This is a genomic window from Cohnella abietis (assembly GCF_004295585.1).
Lineage (GTDB): Bacteria > Bacillota > Bacilli > Paenibacillales > Paenibacillaceae > Cohnella > Cohnella abietis.
On the sequence record NZ_AP019400.1, the window covers coordinates 6902410 to 6919113 of the forward strand.

15 protein-coding genes and 1 pseudogene are annotated in these 16704 nt (G+C 45.6%); 5 read left to right on the plus strand and 11 right to left on the minus strand.

Features of this window, described 5'->3' with window-relative positions; all coding sequences use genetic code 11:
- Nucleotides 1-4: 4 nt before the first annotated feature.
- Nucleotides 5-4030, minus strand: coding sequence for an S-layer homology domain-containing protein (locus tag KCTCHS21_RS30075; RefSeq protein ID WP_130616161.1), 4026 nt, complete (start codon nucleotides 4028-4030; stop codon nucleotides 5-7).
- 364 nt (nucleotides 4031-4394) lie between these two features.
- Nucleotides 4395-4844 (minus strand): tyrosine-protein phosphatase, encoded by a 450-nt coding sequence (locus KCTCHS21_RS30080; RefSeq protein WP_130616162.1) that lies wholly within the window; start codon nucleotides 4842-4844, stop codon nucleotides 4395-4397.
- 94 nt (nucleotides 4845-4938) lie between these two features.
- On the opposite strand from KCTCHS21_RS30080, the gene KCTCHS21_RS30085 reads away from it, so the two are divergent.
- Together KCTCHS21_RS30085 and KCTCHS21_RS30090 are read left to right on the plus strand one after the other, a co-directional pair.
- On the plus strand, nucleotides 4939-5496 hold the full coding sequence (locus KCTCHS21_RS30085) for a sugar O-acetyltransferase (protein ID WP_130616163.1): 558 nt from the start codon (nucleotides 4939-4941) through the stop codon (nucleotides 5494-5496).
- A 107-nt stretch (nucleotides 5497-5603) separates the two neighbouring features.
- Entirely contained in the window at nucleotides 5604-6119 is a 516-nt protein-coding gene (locus tag KCTCHS21_RS30090; RefSeq protein WP_130616164.1) for a Crp/Fnr family transcriptional regulator, read from the plus strand.
- Between the two features lie 8 nt (nucleotides 6120-6127).
- On the opposite strand, the gene hmpA is transcribed toward KCTCHS21_RS30090, so the two are convergent.
- Nucleotides 6128-7381, minus strand: coding sequence for an NO-inducible flavohemoprotein (gene hmpA, locus KCTCHS21_RS30095; RefSeq protein WP_130616165.1), 1254 nt, complete (start codon nucleotides 7379-7381; stop codon nucleotides 6128-6130).
- 138 nt (nucleotides 7382-7519) lie between these two features.
- On the minus strand, nucleotides 7520-7987 hold the full coding sequence (locus KCTCHS21_RS30100; RefSeq protein ID WP_130616166.1) for a DUF2269 family protein: 468 nt from the start codon (nucleotides 7985-7987) through the stop codon (nucleotides 7520-7522).
- Between the two features lie 505 nt (nucleotides 7988-8492).
- On the opposite strand from KCTCHS21_RS30100, the gene KCTCHS21_RS30105 reads away from it, so the two are divergent.
- Together KCTCHS21_RS30105 and KCTCHS21_RS30110 are read left to right on the plus strand one after the other, a co-directional pair.
- Complete coding sequence (locus KCTCHS21_RS30105) at nucleotides 8493-9113, plus strand: hypothetical protein (protein WP_130616167.1); 621 nt, start codon at nucleotides 8493-8495, stop codon at nucleotides 9111-9113.
- A gap of 266 nt (nucleotides 9114-9379) precedes the next feature.
- Nucleotides 9380-10120, plus strand: a complete 741-nt coding sequence (locus KCTCHS21_RS30110; RefSeq protein ID WP_130616168.1) for a YheC/YheD family protein — start codon at nucleotides 9380-9382, stop codon at nucleotides 10118-10120.
- Nucleotides 10121-10186: 66 nt separating this feature from the next.
- Here KCTCHS21_RS30110 and KCTCHS21_RS30115 read toward each other — a convergent pair whose 3' ends face one another.
- Together KCTCHS21_RS30115 and KCTCHS21_RS31315 are read right to left on the minus strand one after the other, a co-directional pair.
- Nucleotides 10187-10510 (minus strand): hypothetical protein, encoded by a 324-nt coding sequence (locus KCTCHS21_RS30115; protein WP_130616169.1) that lies wholly within the window; start codon nucleotides 10508-10510, stop codon nucleotides 10187-10189.
- Nucleotides 10511-10784: 274 nt separating this feature from the next.
- Complete coding sequence (locus KCTCHS21_RS31315; protein ID WP_162309234.1) at nucleotides 10785-10976, minus strand: hypothetical protein; 192 nt, start codon at nucleotides 10974-10976, stop codon at nucleotides 10785-10787.
- On the opposite strand from KCTCHS21_RS31315, the gene KCTCHS21_RS30120 reads away from it, so the two are divergent.
- Nucleotides 10923-11051 carry a hypothetical protein gene (locus KCTCHS21_RS30120; RefSeq protein WP_162309410.1) on the plus strand — a complete coding sequence of 43 codons (129 nt, stop codon included), beginning with the start codon at nucleotides 10923-10925 and terminating at the stop codon, nucleotides 11049-11051. The genes KCTCHS21_RS31315 and KCTCHS21_RS30120 overlap by 54 nt on opposite strands.
- Nucleotides 11052-11196: 145 nt before the next feature.
- Here KCTCHS21_RS30120 and KCTCHS21_RS32160 read toward each other — a convergent pair.
- The 5 genes and pseudogenes from KCTCHS21_RS32160 to KCTCHS21_RS30140 form a co-directional block, all read right to left on the minus strand.
- Nucleotides 11197-11349, minus strand: a pseudogene (locus KCTCHS21_RS32160) (IS5/IS1182 family transposase); the annotation flags it as partial.
- Between the two features lie 369 nt (nucleotides 11350-11718).
- A complete protein-coding gene (locus KCTCHS21_RS30125) occupies nucleotides 11719-13431 on the minus strand; it encodes an AIPR family protein (protein WP_157994159.1) in 1713 nt (570 codons plus the stop codon).
- A 302-nt stretch (nucleotides 13432-13733) separates the two neighbouring features.
- Complete coding sequence (locus KCTCHS21_RS30130) at nucleotides 13734-14972, minus strand: alkyl sulfatase dimerization domain-containing protein (RefSeq protein WP_130616172.1); 1239 nt, start codon at nucleotides 14970-14972, stop codon at nucleotides 13734-13736.
- A gap of 49 nt (nucleotides 14973-15021) precedes the next feature.
- On the minus strand, nucleotides 15022-15891 hold the full coding sequence (locus tag KCTCHS21_RS30135) for an ABC transporter permease (protein ID WP_130616173.1): 870 nt from the start codon (nucleotides 15889-15891) through the stop codon (nucleotides 15022-15024).
- Between the two features lie 28 nt (nucleotides 15892-15919).
- Entirely contained in the window at nucleotides 15920-16690 is a 771-nt protein-coding gene (locus KCTCHS21_RS30140) for an ABC transporter ATP-binding protein (protein WP_130616174.1), read from the minus strand.
- Nucleotides 16691-16704: the final 14 nt, after the last annotated feature.

Consider the following 16704-nt stretch of genomic DNA (forward strand, 5'->3'; position numbering starts at 1 on the left):
CGTGTTACTGAAGAACTTTCCAAAGCCGTAGAAGTACGACGGTAGCTTCAGCTCTTGTCGTTACTCCGTCCGGCACGAATTGATTGCATGCTCGTCCAACTAGAATCCCACGCTCGCAGGCTGCTTTAACATAAGCTCTAGCCCAGGCTGGAATGCTTGACTCGTCAGAGAAAGCTAGGCTTTTCGTTCCGTCAGCCTTCCATTTCAATGCCTTGGAGACCATCGCAGCTATCTCTGTCCGCTTCACCGTCTGCATAGGCCTTAATGTCCCTTCGGAATATCCATCGAGAATTCCCTTGGCTACTGCTGTCTGGGTGGCAAGGCGCGCCCACTCCGGAATACTACTCTTGTCGCTGAAGGGAAGATCGCTCGCTTCGTTAATTATATCGATTCGAAGGGCTCGCAACAGCATAATAGCAAATTCCGTCCGTGTTACGTAACCATTGGGCATGAAGGTGTCGGCATTCACTCCCACCACGATTCCCAGCTCTGCCGCTTCGCAAATCTCTGCCTCAGCCCAGTGACTCTGGACATCTGTAAATGTACATGCCTTAGGAACGTTATTGTTAGTACCAGCATTACGATGAATCGTTACGGTATACGTCTTAATGGTTCCATCCTCAGCTTGAACTGTAATCACCAGCACGTTGGTCCCCACTGTCAGAGGAACGGTCGTCGTCTCCCCTATACGTTTACCCCGCAGTTTAATAATTGCCTTAGAATGAGCAGGGCCCAATTGCAGCTCGACCTGCTCCGCATCTGTCTCTACTTTATAGTCTGTAGTCTTAGGTGTGAATGCAGGCGATAGTCCCAGTTCCTTGCTTGAAGTACTAACGTTCAATTTAACTAGTTCGGCATCGCTAGAGATAGCAACTGTTGAAGGCGGCTCGGCACTTACTGTCACCGTAGAAGCTTGGCCTGTAACCTCCACTCCATTTAGATACACTGTGAAAATATGATTTTTCACGGTTTGAGCCGTATTGTATGGAAGAGTAACGGTTGCAACCGCGCTCGTGTCACTGCTGACAGTTGCTGTGGCGGCTTCGACTCCGTCAACATACACCTTAAGACTTTGCCCGGTCAGATTGGCGCCTGTTATAGTGGCCGTTGCAATGCCTCCGGCAGATGGCAAGCTTACTGAACTAGCAGAAATACTAGCCACCACAGGCACAGCTACGATAAAGCTTGCATTTGCCACATCAAGTGTATTTTGATTCGCGTTCTTAACCACATTCCCAGCAACGTCAACCTCGTATACGCCATCATCCAGAGTGCCGTTAAAGCTTAAGGTAAACGTCTGAGAAGGCTCGTCATAGATTGGCGTATAAGCGGAAAAGCCTACCCCATCCTTCTTCATGCTGATCAATGGCAGCGCATTTGCCGCCGTGAGCTGAGCTCCTCCAGCGATCCAGTATACGGCTTCGCTGACTGAAACGGAGACTTCTGTTGGCGGTGTAGCGAATTGCTGATGATTAATGAAGCCACCAAAGTTAACAACTGGCTTCGTCTTATCGTACAGCAGGCTTAATGTATTGGATGCTGTATTAAAAATTCCTGTTGCATCAGCTGCTGCCGCTGCGCCAACCACTACCGTCACAGCCTGCCCATTCGTTATTGGCGTAATGGTCGCCGTGTAGGTAGCCGGGTTTACGGAAACGAAATTGGAAGCTGTACCGTTTACGACCACAAGGTCATCCGAGGTGAAACCATTTACTCCTTCGCTGAAGGTTATCGTTGCCTGAAATGCTGCGTTTACCGTACCACTTGCTGAGCTGGATATGGTTACTGTCGGTGGGCTAGTCTGATCTAGTAAAAAGGGCTTCGAAACCACATTGGCAACGTTGCCTACCTTGTCTGTTGCTCGGATGTGTAAGTACCAGTTGCCATTCCCACTAGTCTGACGTAACGTATCCAAGTCGCTAAAGGTCAACCAGCCGCTTGTCGGAACGGCTGTACTTTGCGTCCACACATATTGCAGTGAAGCAGCATCCACACCGCTTTGCGTATCGCTGACCGTTACATTGCTTGCTGCAGTTTTCGCCGCTACTACACGGCCATTCGTACCAAACTGCACATTCGGAGGTGTTGAATCGATCGCCAGAGTAATTGTATACGTTTGACCGGGAAGCAAATAGGGCTCGACGCGAACAGGGATGACAGTGTCCTTGATTGCTCCCGCTATGTTGATCGTCTTCGTACTGCCGTTCGACAGCAGCTCATTGTTCACATACATGACTGTCTGATTCGTGCTCGCAAGCGTCGGCGTTACTTTTACACTCGACAGAGAGTGTCCGTTATAATAATACGTATATGACGTGACTGAAGGGTTAAAGGGTTCCGTGAAGTTCCCTTCCTGCAAAGTCAAGCCGCTCAGCTTGGCATTGCCCGGTACGTTCAGTTGACCACTATCGTTGAGTCCCCATCCGACGATCGTACCATCTGATTTCAGTGCAAGTGAATGGTACCACCCCGCGGTGATAGACACGACCCCGTTCAGACCGGCAGGCACGGATCTTTGACCATGATAGTTGCTTCCCCATGCGACGACGGTACCGTCTGATTTCAGCGCGAGCGAATAGGTCGCTCCCGCGGCGATCGCCACTATATCTTTCAGCCCATCCGGCACGCTTACTTGACCATCAGCATTTTTTCCCCATGCGACGACAGTGCCATCCGATTTCAACGCCATCGAATGGTGCCTCCCTGCGGAAATCGACACCACATCTTTCAACCCACTCGGCACGCTTAATTGATCATCAGTATTGTTTCCCCATGCGACGACGGTACCATCTGATTTCAGCGCGAGTGAATGATAATCTCCCACGGCGATCGCCACCACTCCAGTTAGTCCTACAGGAACGGTAATTTGACCACCGAAATCTTTTCCCCATGCGACAACAGTACCATCCGATTTCAACGCCATCGAATGGTAAGTTCCCGCGGCGATCGACACCACGTCCTTCAGCCCATCCGGCACCATCACTGCTTGACCATCTCCATCGATTCCCCAAGCAGCTACGGTTCCGTCCGATTTCAACGCCAGCGAATAGGCAAATCCAGCGGCGATCTGTTTACCTTTGATAGGCGAAGCAAGACTCGCAGGTACGATCGTTTTACCTTTCCTAATGTCTCCCCATGCGACGACGGTACCGTCCGATTTCAACGCCAGCGAATGATTCCATCCTGTGGAAATCGACATTACACCGCTCAGGTCCACTGGCATGTTTAATTGACCGTCAGCATTGGCTCCCCATCCGATAACGGTACCATCCGATTTCAACGCCAGCGAATGTTTATCTCCTGCGGAAATCGATACCACATCTTTGAGGTCTACCGGCACTTCCAATTGATGATCATTATTGGATCCCCATGCGATGACGGTACCATCCGATTTCAGCGCAAGTGAATGGTAAGTTCCCGCGGAAATCGACACCACATTCTTCAGGCCCACCGGTATTTTCAATTGATTAAGATTATTAGACCCCCATGCGACGACAGTACCGTCCGTTTTCAAAGCTAGCGAATGTTGCCGCCCCGCCGATATCGACACCACATCTTTCAGACCCGTCGGCACGCTCACTTGACCATCATCATTACTTCCCCATGCGACGACGGTACCGTCCGTTTTCAACGCCAGCGAATGTTGCCGCCCCGCGGAAATTGACACCACATCTTTCAGACCCACCGGTACGTCTACTTGACCTTTAATATTTTCCCCCCATGCGACAACGGTGCCATTAGATTTCAACACCATCGAATGTTTCCATCCTGCGGAAATCGACACCACATCTTTCAGGCCCACTGGTACTTTTATTTGACCGTCATCATTGCTTCCCCAAGCGACGACCGTGCCATCTGCTTTTAATGCAAGTGAATGAAATTCTCCTGCTGAGACACGTACACCCTCCCAGCTTCCAACTCCCTTGTGCGCTGCGTAAACCGATCGAATATCGAATGGAACGATTGTGCTGAACAATAATACCAAGCCCAGAACAAGGCAAACGACCCTTCTCCAATTAAACGATAACAATATGTACCCTCTCCTTTATTCCAATTTATTAGACAATAATCTTTGACCTTTTTCATTCGGCTCTTGTTAGAATCGTAGCTTTGTTGAGAGCACTGCTTTTAACTCTGATCCGAGAGCTATCACTCCCTATGCATATTAGCAGAGTGCTATGAAAGAATTATGAAAGAAACTTAAATGTGACAGGACCCGAATTTGAAAACCTTGATTCGTCCCGAAGCCTACTGCATAAACCTGTTTCTGACCAAACTCACTCCCCAGACAGAAGAAAAAAAAAGATCAGAACCAGCAGTGATATCCGCTGTCTCTGATCTATTTCAAAATTTTTTCCGTTACTTGTGGTACATTCCTATTTACCGATCGCCTACTATTCCAAATAAAGCTCAAGAATCCGCTCCCGCTTCTCCGCGGTGATACCGAGCTCTTGTTCAAAGTAATCTTCCCAGCTTGGATAAGCGCTTCCGATTGCCTCCAAAGCAGCGTTCAAGTAGTCCGCGGACGCGATGAAAGTGTCTTGCAAATGCTCGCGCTGCAGAGGGGTTAGCTGCTCGTCGAGTTGCTCCAAGATAAGATCGGCCTTAGGACCTAACGTCTCGTTCGTGAGTAAATAGTCTTCCATGATGACTGAATCGGATACGCCTAGAAGCTTCAGCATCAATGCAGCACCAACTCCCGTCCGATCTTTACCTCCAGCACAATGATGCAGAAGACCCGGCCTTTCAGTGTCGAGGTTTGCCATCGTTTCGAATAGAAATCGATAGGCCGGGTTGGCAAAGGCACCAGTTGTCCGTTGAGTTTGAGGCCATCTCTGTCTCACGATCTCGATAATGCAATGGCGCAATTTTATACTTGAATCTTATCATTCCTTATATTAAAATACCTTCGCTGATATGAATAAAGGAGTTGATGTTATGAACGAAAAAGAAAAATCGCATGCTGGTATGTTATACCAACCTGGCGATCCTGAGCTTGTTGCAGACCGTGCTGATACCGTGAAAAAGCTATATGAATATAACAATATACACCCGCTGGACCGCGAAGCACGGCAGGTCGCCATTCGCGGGATTCTGGGAAAGACCGGGGATAATTGCGTTGTGGAGCAGCCGCTTTTCTGCACTTATGGGTACAATACCACGGTAGGAGACAACTTTTTTCTCAATGTTAACTGCAAGCTCATGGACAGCGGGAAAATTACAATTGGTAACAACGTATTTATTGCGCCCAACGTCTGCCTTATAACGGAAGAACATGCTATGGACGTAGAGCAACGGTTAGAGGGATTGGAATACACATATCCAGTCAATATTGGTGATAATGTATGGATCAGTGCAGGCGCTATAGTCCTGCCTGGAGTGACGATCGGAGCGAACAGCGTGATTGGGGCCGGCAGTGTCGTTACGAAGGACATTCCGCCAGATAGTTTGGCTGTCGGCAATCCGTGCAAGGTTATCCGCTCTTTGAAAACCTAGCGATATCCGATGGCCAGAATGGCCTCCTCGGGTAGTTCCGCCTTGATGATGTTCGCAGAGGTTCGGCTCCTCGCCACAGTTAATCTTTTGGATTTTTGGAGGATTTCATGATATTACACAAAGGTGAGACCTTATTTCGGCAAGGAGATTCAGGACAGCTATTTCATCTGAGAAGCGGTTTACTAAAGATTGTCCGGGTCCGTCCTGACGGATCACAAATATTAGTCAATATCATTGTACCCGATGAAATAATTCCACATCATTCCCTGATTAGCCCCAAGCCATATTTCGGCACAGCAGTAGCTCTCGTGACCTGCGAGGTCGATGTCCTGTCGGAATCGGACTGGTATCAACAATTGGAGCAAGACCCGGATAAATTTCGATCAGTCGCTCTTAGACTTCAGGATAAATTACGACTGATGCAGCAGCGATTTGACCAGCTAACCGAAGTATCACCCTCGGCGAAGCTCCGGAAATTGCAAGCCTGGTTCCAAAATTACATTGCACCGGCCACTTTGACGGATGTGTTGACCCAGGACGAAATTGGCCAATTCATCGGGCTACGACGTGAGACGATTAATCGGCTGCTGCGCAGCCAATCTGATACTGAGCAAAAGTCCTAACTTTAACGTTACGGGACAACTACTTCCACTTGGGCACCATCAGTCTCTTCCAAACTACCAGACGGCCCGAAAAATTCATAATGTATATCCGCGGCAGCAACATTCCATTCTTTTAGTGAGCTGTACAACGTTTTCATAAATTGGACAGGACCGCAGAAGTAGAAGCTTGCCTCTTTTGTCGGAATTATTTTCTGGAGCCAAGGCAAATCTATATAACCCTCTATATCGTAAGCTTTCTTCTCTCTATCACGATCCGTCGGCTTATCATAGCACCAATAGACGGATACTTGCCGAGAGCGGTTAGCAACCTTTTCTACTTGTTGTCTTAAGGCATGAACATCTCCATTCTGAGCGGCATGAATAAATGTCACATGACGTTCAGGTTGAGAATCAGCCACTGTTTCAAGCATGCTGACTAGTGGCGTTAATCCAACTCCTCCACTAATAAATACGATCGGCCTTATGTCCTGCTGGTCCAAAATAAACTCACCGGCAGGGGCCGATAGCCAAAGGGTGTCCCCCTGATTGATATGCTCGTGCATGTATACCGACACTTTGCCCTCAGGCTTGCTTAGAACCGCATCCTCTCGTTTAACGGAGATGCGATAATGTGGTTTACCCGGTGCATCGGATAAGCTGTATTGTCGTATATACGTATTGGCTTCACCCGGTATTTCCATCTTTACGCTCACATACTGTCCCGGTTCGAACGAAGCTATCGCCCCTCCGTCCTCCGGTACAAGATAAAATGATGTGATTACGTCACTCTCTTTAACTTTATTCTTCACTCGGAATCCTCTAAATCCGGTCCATCCGCCCTTTTGCCGCTCGGATTGTTGATACATCTCCGCTTCTACTCCAATAAATACATTTGCTATTACTCCATAGGCCTCAGCCCATGCCTGCAGGATTTCCTCTGTTGCCGCGTCACCGAGCACATCCTTGATTGCAGCAAGCAGATTTTGTCCAACGATCGGATAATGCTCGGCTTTAATGCCCAGACTACGGTGTTTGTGCGCAATCTGTTTCACAACCGGTAAAATCGTCTCCAACTTATCGATATTCTGAGCAGCTGCGTATACGGCATTGGCAAGAGCAGTCTGCTGTTTTCCTTGGCTCTGATTCGCATGATTAAAAATATTCAGAAGCTCCGGATGGCTAGTAAACAGTAACTGATAGAATCGTTTCGTAATATCAGTTCCGTGCTTCTCTAACACCGGAACAGTCGATTTTATTATTTTAATAGTTTGATCATTAAGCATGAATTTCTCCTCGCTTTCATTCACTTGGGATGAATCAAGTATATAAGCGAGGATACTCTGACTTGGGTGATTGTAATCACATCAAATTCTAATGTTCTGTGAAGAGCGGCGGTGTTATCTGAAGGAATGAATATGCAATCAGAATCGCTTCGTCACCGCTAATATAATGTTGATAAGTACACCTACATGCATAATATCAAAAATGATAACAATACGACGGATAAGCACACGGGTTGCGTCATCAACACCTGTACCTTTGTCCTGAGCAGCCTTGACCTGCATGCCAATACGTCCCATTCGCGGTCCGATGATTAGGAAGAAGATGAGCAGAATAAGTAAGAAGATATATTGCTTAACCCCCACCCATGACCAATCGAGGATGCCGTAACCGTTCATGAGCGTCATGATGAGTCCTGTTACAAATATTACCACTACTGACGTTAGGAAGAATGCTGCCGTACCTAACATAAGCTTGATCATTGGTATCTCTAATTCCGTACCCTTCGCCCTCTTAACACCACCAACAATGAAGAACCGCTCATACATTGCTCCACCCAACCAACAACAAACCGCAAGGATATGCAAGATTAATAAGATTTCGAACACTAAACAACTCCCCCTTCATAAGATTATTCATAATGTATTCCGCGAGAAAACTTAATTAAATAATTGCCAACGACCTTGCCCTAAGTAACCTCCACCCACTCTGTCTGCAAGCGAACCCTCCCCATGGTCGTCAAAAATTAAAGTTTCCCTCCATTCCCTGCTCCCTCTCGTAATGAAGGTATGTTCTGTAAGTTTTGGCATCTCTTACATAGTATTAATTTTATCATCTATAATAAGGACTTTTCTTAATGAAGTCTTAATGGATCAATCAAATTCGGGTACACTTTCATTCTCCTCACAGACGAAAAAGAAGACAAGCTCTCTCCTAAGAGAAAACTTGTCTAATTCCAACAGATACGGACAACGGATCTACCTGCGAAAAAACCAGTGAGACGAAACACTCTACCCCCCCTCCCAGACAATATTAGACAAATTATTGAAATGTTTATGATACTTCGATATTATAGTTGTTTGTAACTTTCATATTGATTGAGGAGAGAAGAGAATGAAAAGAGCATGGGTCTTAGTCATTATTATCGTTTTACTGGCGACAGGATGTTCAAGTAAAAATGGAGAAGAGAGCAGTAACACAGGGGCGAACAACAACGTGGAGGCAAGTAATAGCCCTGAAACAAGCGGCTCCACAGGCGAGGACGAAGTGGATCTCGTCTTTCCGGCTTCCCTTAACTCAAGTGGGGACGTAGAAGGCATGACGAGCGAAGTAAAAGAAGCAGGCGCTACTAACGTTGTAGAAAATAGTGACGGCAGTGCAACTGTAACAATATCTCGGGCAAATCTTGATAAACTGCTCGAAAAATATCATTCAGAAATATTGACCGTGATCAAGGACTTACATACGGACAATAGCTCAACTCCTATCAAAGACCTGACCTACGACGAAGGTACGTTTCAGGAATTCAGCCTCACAGTTGACAAGGCCGCTTACGAGTCCGCGGAAAGCACGGCTGGACTAATCGTCTTTGGACTTGCCATGCAAAGCTTGATGTACCAGGTCTATTCGGGAGTAGCAGAAGCAGACATCAAAGTCACTTTCAAATTAATTGACGAAAGCACCGGCGAGGTTTTCGATACTATTGTTCTGCCTGAAGCAACACCGGCTCAATAACAGCTTATCTTTGCCGCAGAGGCCCGCGCTCCCTAACGGAAGACGCGGGTTTTTGCTCTGTCTTGAAATTATGATTGGTATAGCCCACAAGGTAATGACCTCTCTGTGAAGCCTGATGCAGCGTTCGCTTCGGTAAATTAAATTCTCGCGAAAAACTTAGGATCTATTTACCTGCTTCAACTCATAAATATGGACGAATAGTCACTTATGCTGATCACTAATTTGACTTAGTATTACCGTAGAAGATTGAAAAGGCTGTGATTCCAATGTCGATCAAAAGAGACAAATGGCTGCAATATAGCATCCTTTGCAAGGGGTCCTCTCTCGACGGACGGTTGCCAGAAACACGGTTGCTTAAGAAGGACGCTTTATCGAAGATGCTGCTTCAATATCAAAGCGTCGTACTGAAACCTCGCAACGGGAGTTACGGAAGGGATATCGTGTTCATCAAACGGAACGGACCGAATGCCTATCGTATTCATAACGAACAGAATGCGGTCACCATGAGAGACACCGATAAGTTACTCAAATGGCTCCGTAGAAAAAACAGAAGTGGTGGATATATTGTCCAAAGGCGTCTGCAGCTTACTCAAATTCAACACAAGCCGTTCGACATTCGGATAATGGTTCAGCGAAAAAAAGGCTCTTCATCTACTTGGAACGTGACAGGCTCATATGCGAAAGTGGCGGCGCAAGGATATCTAGTCACAAATGTGACTAGCCGCACCATTCCAGTGCTTGAGGCGCTGAGATTAGCCCGAATCGGAGATCGGGGCTTGCTTGTCAAAGCGGAACGGATCGCGCGATTGGCTGCCCAACGACTGGGAGAGCGTTACCCCAAGCTTAGAACAGTCGGTTTCGATATAGGCATCGACAGGAAACGTCGGATTTGGATCATCGAAGGCAATTATCAACCGGACTTGCGCCCTTTCCGGCTCCTGAGAGATTCCTCGATGTATCGCAGAATATTATGGTACAAGAATATTAAGGCGAAAAAAGACGGCTAGCCTTTTATCTTGGCTGTCGTCTTTTTCCGTTTGTTACCTCATCATGATATTGCCCGTTTTAGGATTTCACTTGCGTTTCTTGGCACTTACAACACGCGTCACCTGGAACTGATTTACACCTACCTGTATAATGGCGAACTTGCTGAAAGAAGTGCCGGAAGACGTATAAGGGGTAGCTTCAATATTTCCACTTGGCGTTTTGACGGTTGCGGTGATTCGAGTCAGCAAACAGACTCCACGGCTAGAAGCTGTCCAAGTCTCGTCACGCTGAACCGAATAATTGTCGTCACTGCAAAAGATCGATGCATATTCAACTTTTCCAAACGCATTAAAGGATGTAGAGTTAAAAATCTGAACGGGGTCGTAACCATTAGGACCTCTATTTCCCATACCTAAAACCTCCCTTGTTATTGATACTGTTCAGTAAATGCAATTAAATCGTTTTGGTTAGGTATAAATGTGGACAAGGGGAAAAAAGTACGTTTATCCAGTGGTCGCGAGGGTACAGCAGCTTATGATACTGTACCACAAACAAAAAGAACCACCCTCGTAGTTAAACAGGTGGTTCGAGAAATATAGGTCTAATACAGCAACCTCATCTGGGGGGTCTACATGAATTCCAAATCATCCACGGACTGCCCGCCCTTAGCAATACGATGAATCACTACATTACACCAATTGGACTGTACATGAAGCGCTGCGGTTTCTGCAAATACGTGATCCGTCCTCCACATATTCCTGACTGTTTACTTTCTCGCTCCTCACCCACCGTTAATCCGCCATGTGGCGCTTGTTGAATCCGTTGGATAGACTGGTTGATGATGAGAATACAATTATTATCTTCACCAGTGATCATGGGGAAATGATCGGGGATCATTACCTTTTCCGCAAAAGTGTACCCTATGAAGGTCCGCGCGAATTCCCTTACTGATTACCGCTCCGGAACGCTTCAGGATTAAAAAAGGCAGGTAATCGGGCAGACGGCTGTCTTGGAGAATATCATGCCTACAATTCTGGATATGATCGGATTAGATATTCCGGCTACGGTTAATGGTCGTAGCTTATTTCCGTTAGTGCAGGGAGAGCTTAAACATCCGTAAGGGGTCAATGGCGACACGACCATTGTCCAAACAGTAGTTTGCTTTGAATTCGTCATATACGAAAAAGAATTCCATCAACTCGTTAATCAGGCGCAGCATGTTATCTTTGGGCTCGATGAGATCGTACAGTGCCGTAAAAGACTAAACGTAAAAGAATTGTAACGTTGTAGCAACGGGAGTCTCCCTTTCGCCATGATGCTTTAAATATACAGAAACAAGGCACAGCTCCTCAAAGAAAATGAGAATCTGTGCCTTTTTATTAAACATGGACTTTTCAGTGGGCTCCTTCCTGAGTGGCGGGGGCTTTTTGCATCCAGACTAAACAAGCACAGGAACATGAAAGAGTCGAGATGATCATCTAAAATTATTAAATCGCTTATATTTTATTTTTATCTCATTTGGGACATTTGTCGTATCTTGTGTGCTTTGTGTATTTGAATAACGGCTACAAAATTCATAAAAGACGCACTCGCAAAATTTGCGAAGCGCCCCTTCTACTTAGACGGTTTCCTTTTTTAATTCTTGTAATTTGTCAACTAACTCTTTATTTAAGCTTATTCTTTTTGTTGTCTCTGTATCACTAATATCTTCTACAACTTCTTCAATAACAGCAGTCAGTTCTTTGAATATATCAAGTAGGTTACCGTTATATAAAATTTTATTAATTTCATCGGAATATTTATTTATTTTTTTCGAATTGAACTGAGGTACTTTTTCATTATTCGTATAATTTTTAAGCATCATTAGTATGTGATATTTAAACTTCCGGTATTTAGAATCTAGGTTTTTATTTCTAAAATAAAATTCTAATTTATATAAAGCATAAGAGCTAGTGTAGTATGGTAAAAGTTCATGGTCTTCTAAAAAAGCTATATCTCTAAGCTCTTCTAACAATTGACCATAAAACCTACTAGCTAGATGAGGTTTATCGAGAAACATTGACGCGAAACTTCTAACCTGTGAGGATATAGTAACAATTCTGACTCTTTCTATTCCAGGATCAGCATCATATTGCTTTGATCTTCTTTCGTAAAACAAACGCTTTTTGGGATCATCAATAGTATTGTAAAAAAGCTCAAGATTTTTTTGAAAATCACTCAGCGCCATTAACTCTTCTTTTTTCACTTCTGTTTGACTATTATTAGCAATAATAATGTCGTTTATCACTTCGTCATTCGCTGGGACAATTATTTTGATTGGTAAAGAGACATCTTGATCTACAATATCTCTATTATTATAAATCACATGAGATGTTTGGCATCCATTTACAATCTGATAGTCTTCTAAAGAAAAATCATTTCTAGCTACTGTCAAAGTTTTTGTAACTATTGTAATTCCATTGTTAAGAACCGCTAGTCTTCCAGATTTACTAGAACGCAATGTTTTTTCAATACTCAAATTAACGTCATTTTCCCCTTGAAAGTCTCTCACATTATCATAAAAAATTCCTCTTTTTATATTGCCTAAATCATCGATAATTAAATTCAAAAATTCTTTTAATTCCAAAGTTCCAATATACGATTCTTGAACCCCATCAATGTCCGGAATCAATACCTTATTTTGAAATTTTATTGTTGCACTGACCCTTTCCTGTGTTTCCCTATAGTATTTTTGAATTTCTTTAGCTCCTAGTGGAGAAAAGCTAATTTCTTTAAATAAGCTTAAATTCTCAACAGCCTCCTTTATTTTCGAAATCCTTGACAATAAGTTTTGATCATCTAACCATTTACCAGTTGTAACGTAAAACATCTTACATGTTATTTTTTTTACTTTTGCAGCTATGCTGATAATTTTTTCTACTAATAATGCCTTCTTCTGAATAAAATCATTTCTTACTAGCGTTGGACTTTCCGAAAAAAAGTCGACTACACCATCTCCGAAGGTTCTCATTTCTCCACCATCAAAAGAAGCAGAAGTCTTTGATTGTACTAAAATAATATTGACTTCAGATATAATACCTGAACGTTCTAGTATATCATCAATCTCTTCTAGTGTATTTACTAAAACGCCACTAAAAATGATTGCTAGTCCATCTATTCCACAGTCTCCACCTTCACCTCCAACTACATCATCAAGTTCAAATTTTTCACTATGATGCTTAGATAAGATTGAATAGGTGGAGAACATTTCAAATAATTTACTTTGATCTTTTGTTTCCAATTCCATTACTTTAGAGAAATCATCTATCAAACTCTTGGTTATTCTATCCACTTTCTTCCCCCACAAACCCATTTTTAACTAAATTATACTTCGTTAGAAATGTCAAGTCTACTAAACCTCATTATAAATACTTGATACTTCCTTTTTCGCCGTTACTTTTAGTAAGGTTCAGCTTAACGGGTCTATCGGAGAAAAACGAAAGGAACGGCCTCGACCCTGAACCAAAAGAAACCTCCGCGGAGGAGGTTTCTTTCCATGGCAACACTATAGACGAACGAATTTACAATAAAAGAGATCTTATACTTCCTTAAATAATTCCCTAAATAATACCTAACAAGGATGCCACGGACGGATTAATCATTTTCTAGTTCTGCTGCGCTTACTTTATAGAAATTATGATAAAAAAGATTTTGTGCTTGATCTGCCTTTTCGAGCAACGCTGCCTTTTTAAATTGGATGGCTTCCTTCTTCAGCTCTGGATCGCCGATCACCAGATCTATCAGGTGGAGAGACAATTGAACCTGGCCGTTGGCCCTCAGTTCGTTCGCTCTATCAAGAACAGCCCGGGTGTCTCCAATCAATCCTGCAATCTCTCTCCGCACATCCTCCGACGGAGCCGGTGCCAAATGGGTGGGATTGCCGTTGTACCAGCCGGTGTAACGGCGGTATATGCCACGGATGACAAATTCGCGTGTTCCATATACTTGGGTCAGGAAAGGACTATTCAACAGGTGTTCTGGGAGTTCAATCTCGGCAACCGCCTGTTCCTCAGCCGCTCCCTTGTTAATATATTCGATGGTTCGCTCATGCAGCAGCTTCAGCACCTCGATATTGTGCGACAATGCTGTCTGAATCTGTTCAGGGTCTAAGAGCGCTGGTCCATGGCCGGTCGCAATAGCCTTGGGATTCCATGATTGTATCCGCTCCAGCGTCTGATACCATTCCTTTTCATAACGGATGACTTTATTCGGATTGCCGATATTGGGGAAAGTCCAAATAATTAAATCTCCCACATAGGCCACCCGGTCTTCCGGAATATATATCACTGTAGCGTCATCGGTTTCGCCCCTTCCATGGACCAGGCGAAAGGTCTTTCCTCCCAACTCGAAGGTATACTCCTGATCGTAGGTGATATCTGGATAAACAAATGTGGGCTCTAATGTGAACAGGTTCTTTCTGAACTGAAGTCCGTTAATCGCTATGTGATGGGACCAGAGCTTGATATAGCGATCAAATCGACGAACGACATTCCGATGACCGATAACAATTGCTCCCTCCCTCTTGAATACGGATGCCCCGCTCACATGATCGGCGTGACCATGAGTATAAATTAAATAGCGGATTGGAAGGCTGGTCAGCCTGCGGATTTCGGCCAGAACTGCTTCCCCTCCCTCCAGAGACACAGTTGAATCTATCACTACCACACCCTCATTTGTAATGATAAATCCAATATTGCCAAAACCAAAGTTCTCCCCTGAGTAGTAACCCTCCGCCAGCTGATAAAGCTTGGAATCGTTCCCCGGATTCCAATTTACTTCCCCTTTTTCTGTTCTGTCCTTGGTCTTCTGTTGCTTATCCTGAATAAATGTCATTATCGTCACTCCTTGTTTTGGTTTTGCGCTAAGATTGTGCGTCAAAACCTTACCCTTTAAAGCTATCCTGCCATTTCAGCAATCGCCGCTCCAATAGGCGGACGAGCGAGTCTGTCAGTTTGCCTACAGCCGCAAAGAGGAGGATGCCGATGAAAACGACTTCCGTTCGCAAATAGGAGCGCGCATCCTGGATCAAATACCCGACGCCGCGGTCCGAGCCCATCAGCTCCGCCACGACTAGGACGAGCCATGCGACGCTGATTGACAGCCGTAGCCCTAACAAGACATTCGGCATGGCTGCAGGTAGAACTAGCCGGATCATTTGTTTGAACCGTCCAAATTCCAACACTCTCGCAACGTCGAACAGCTTGGAATCTACGTTGCGAACGCCTAGAAACGTGTTGACGTAAAGGGGGAAAAAGGAGCCCATTGCAATCATCAGCACTTTGGACGTCTCCCCGAATCCGAACCAGAGGATGAACAGCGGTGTAATCGCCAACAACGGAATCGTCCGGATCATCTGGACCGTCGGGTCCAGCAGCTCTTCCGCACGGTTGAACATGCCGACCGTCATGCCGAGCAGAAGCCCCGCTCCCCCTCCTAGCAAAAAGCCGAAAACCGCCCGCAGCACGCTGATTTCCAAATTATCAATCAACTCGCCGGACAAAATCATTTCGTAGAACGTACTCGCAATGGCGGTAGGCGCGGGAAACAGCATCGGATCAACCAGTTCCCTTGCGCTTATATATTGCCATATTGCCAGTACGAGTATGGGCAACGCGCTTCCCAAAGCGGCTTTGCGCCAGATAGTTCTGCTTTTCTTCCCGGATGGACGAGTTCTCGGCAACGTCCCGACAGCCTTCTGCTTTACGCCGCCTACGCCCAAATCGGGCTTTGAGTCGGCTTTGACTAATGACATGCGATCACCCCCTGCACTAAAGATGGACTTATATGTCGTAGCTTTCCTTCTCCGGCTCGATATGCTCCAACGCCCGAAGAACGTAGGTACGAATTTCTTGAAAGGAAGTGGACGAACGTTTGCGCGGGTGCGGCAAATCGACGGGTACAATCACCTTTATGCGGCCCGGCCGCGCATCCAGTACAACGATCCTATGAGACAGGAATACCGCCTCGTCGATATCGTGCGTGACGAACAGCATCGTCGTCCGGTTTTCCTTCCAAATGTCGAGCAGCGCTTCCTGCATATGACTTCGTGTGAAAGCATCGAGCGCGCCGAACGGCTCGTCGAGCAGCAAAACCTTCGGATTGCGCAGAAGCGCCCGGGCGATCGCCACCCGTTGAGACATGCCGCCTGACAATTGCTTCGGATACGCTTGCTCGAAGCCTTGCAGCTTGACTAGCGCAATCAACGCATTCACGCGGCGTCTGACCTCCGAATCGCGCAAAGAGAGGTCGGCCGCAATATTGCGTTCCACCGTCAACCAGGGAAATAGCCGGTGCTCCTGAAAAATAAACCCTTTCTCCTTGGACGGCTTCTCCACCTTTTGCCCATCCAACAAAACTTCGCCGCCGATATCGACGTCGAGTCCCGCCACGATCTTCAACAAAGTGCTTTTTCCGCAGCCGCTCGGGCCGATGATCGACACGATCTCCCCTTCGTTCACGCTGAGCTGCAAGCGGTCAAGCACCGCCGTATCTCCTGTCGAAGATCGGAAGCTTTTACTTACTTCATGAATTTCCAGCCTGGCAGTCGACATGTTCGGCACTCCCT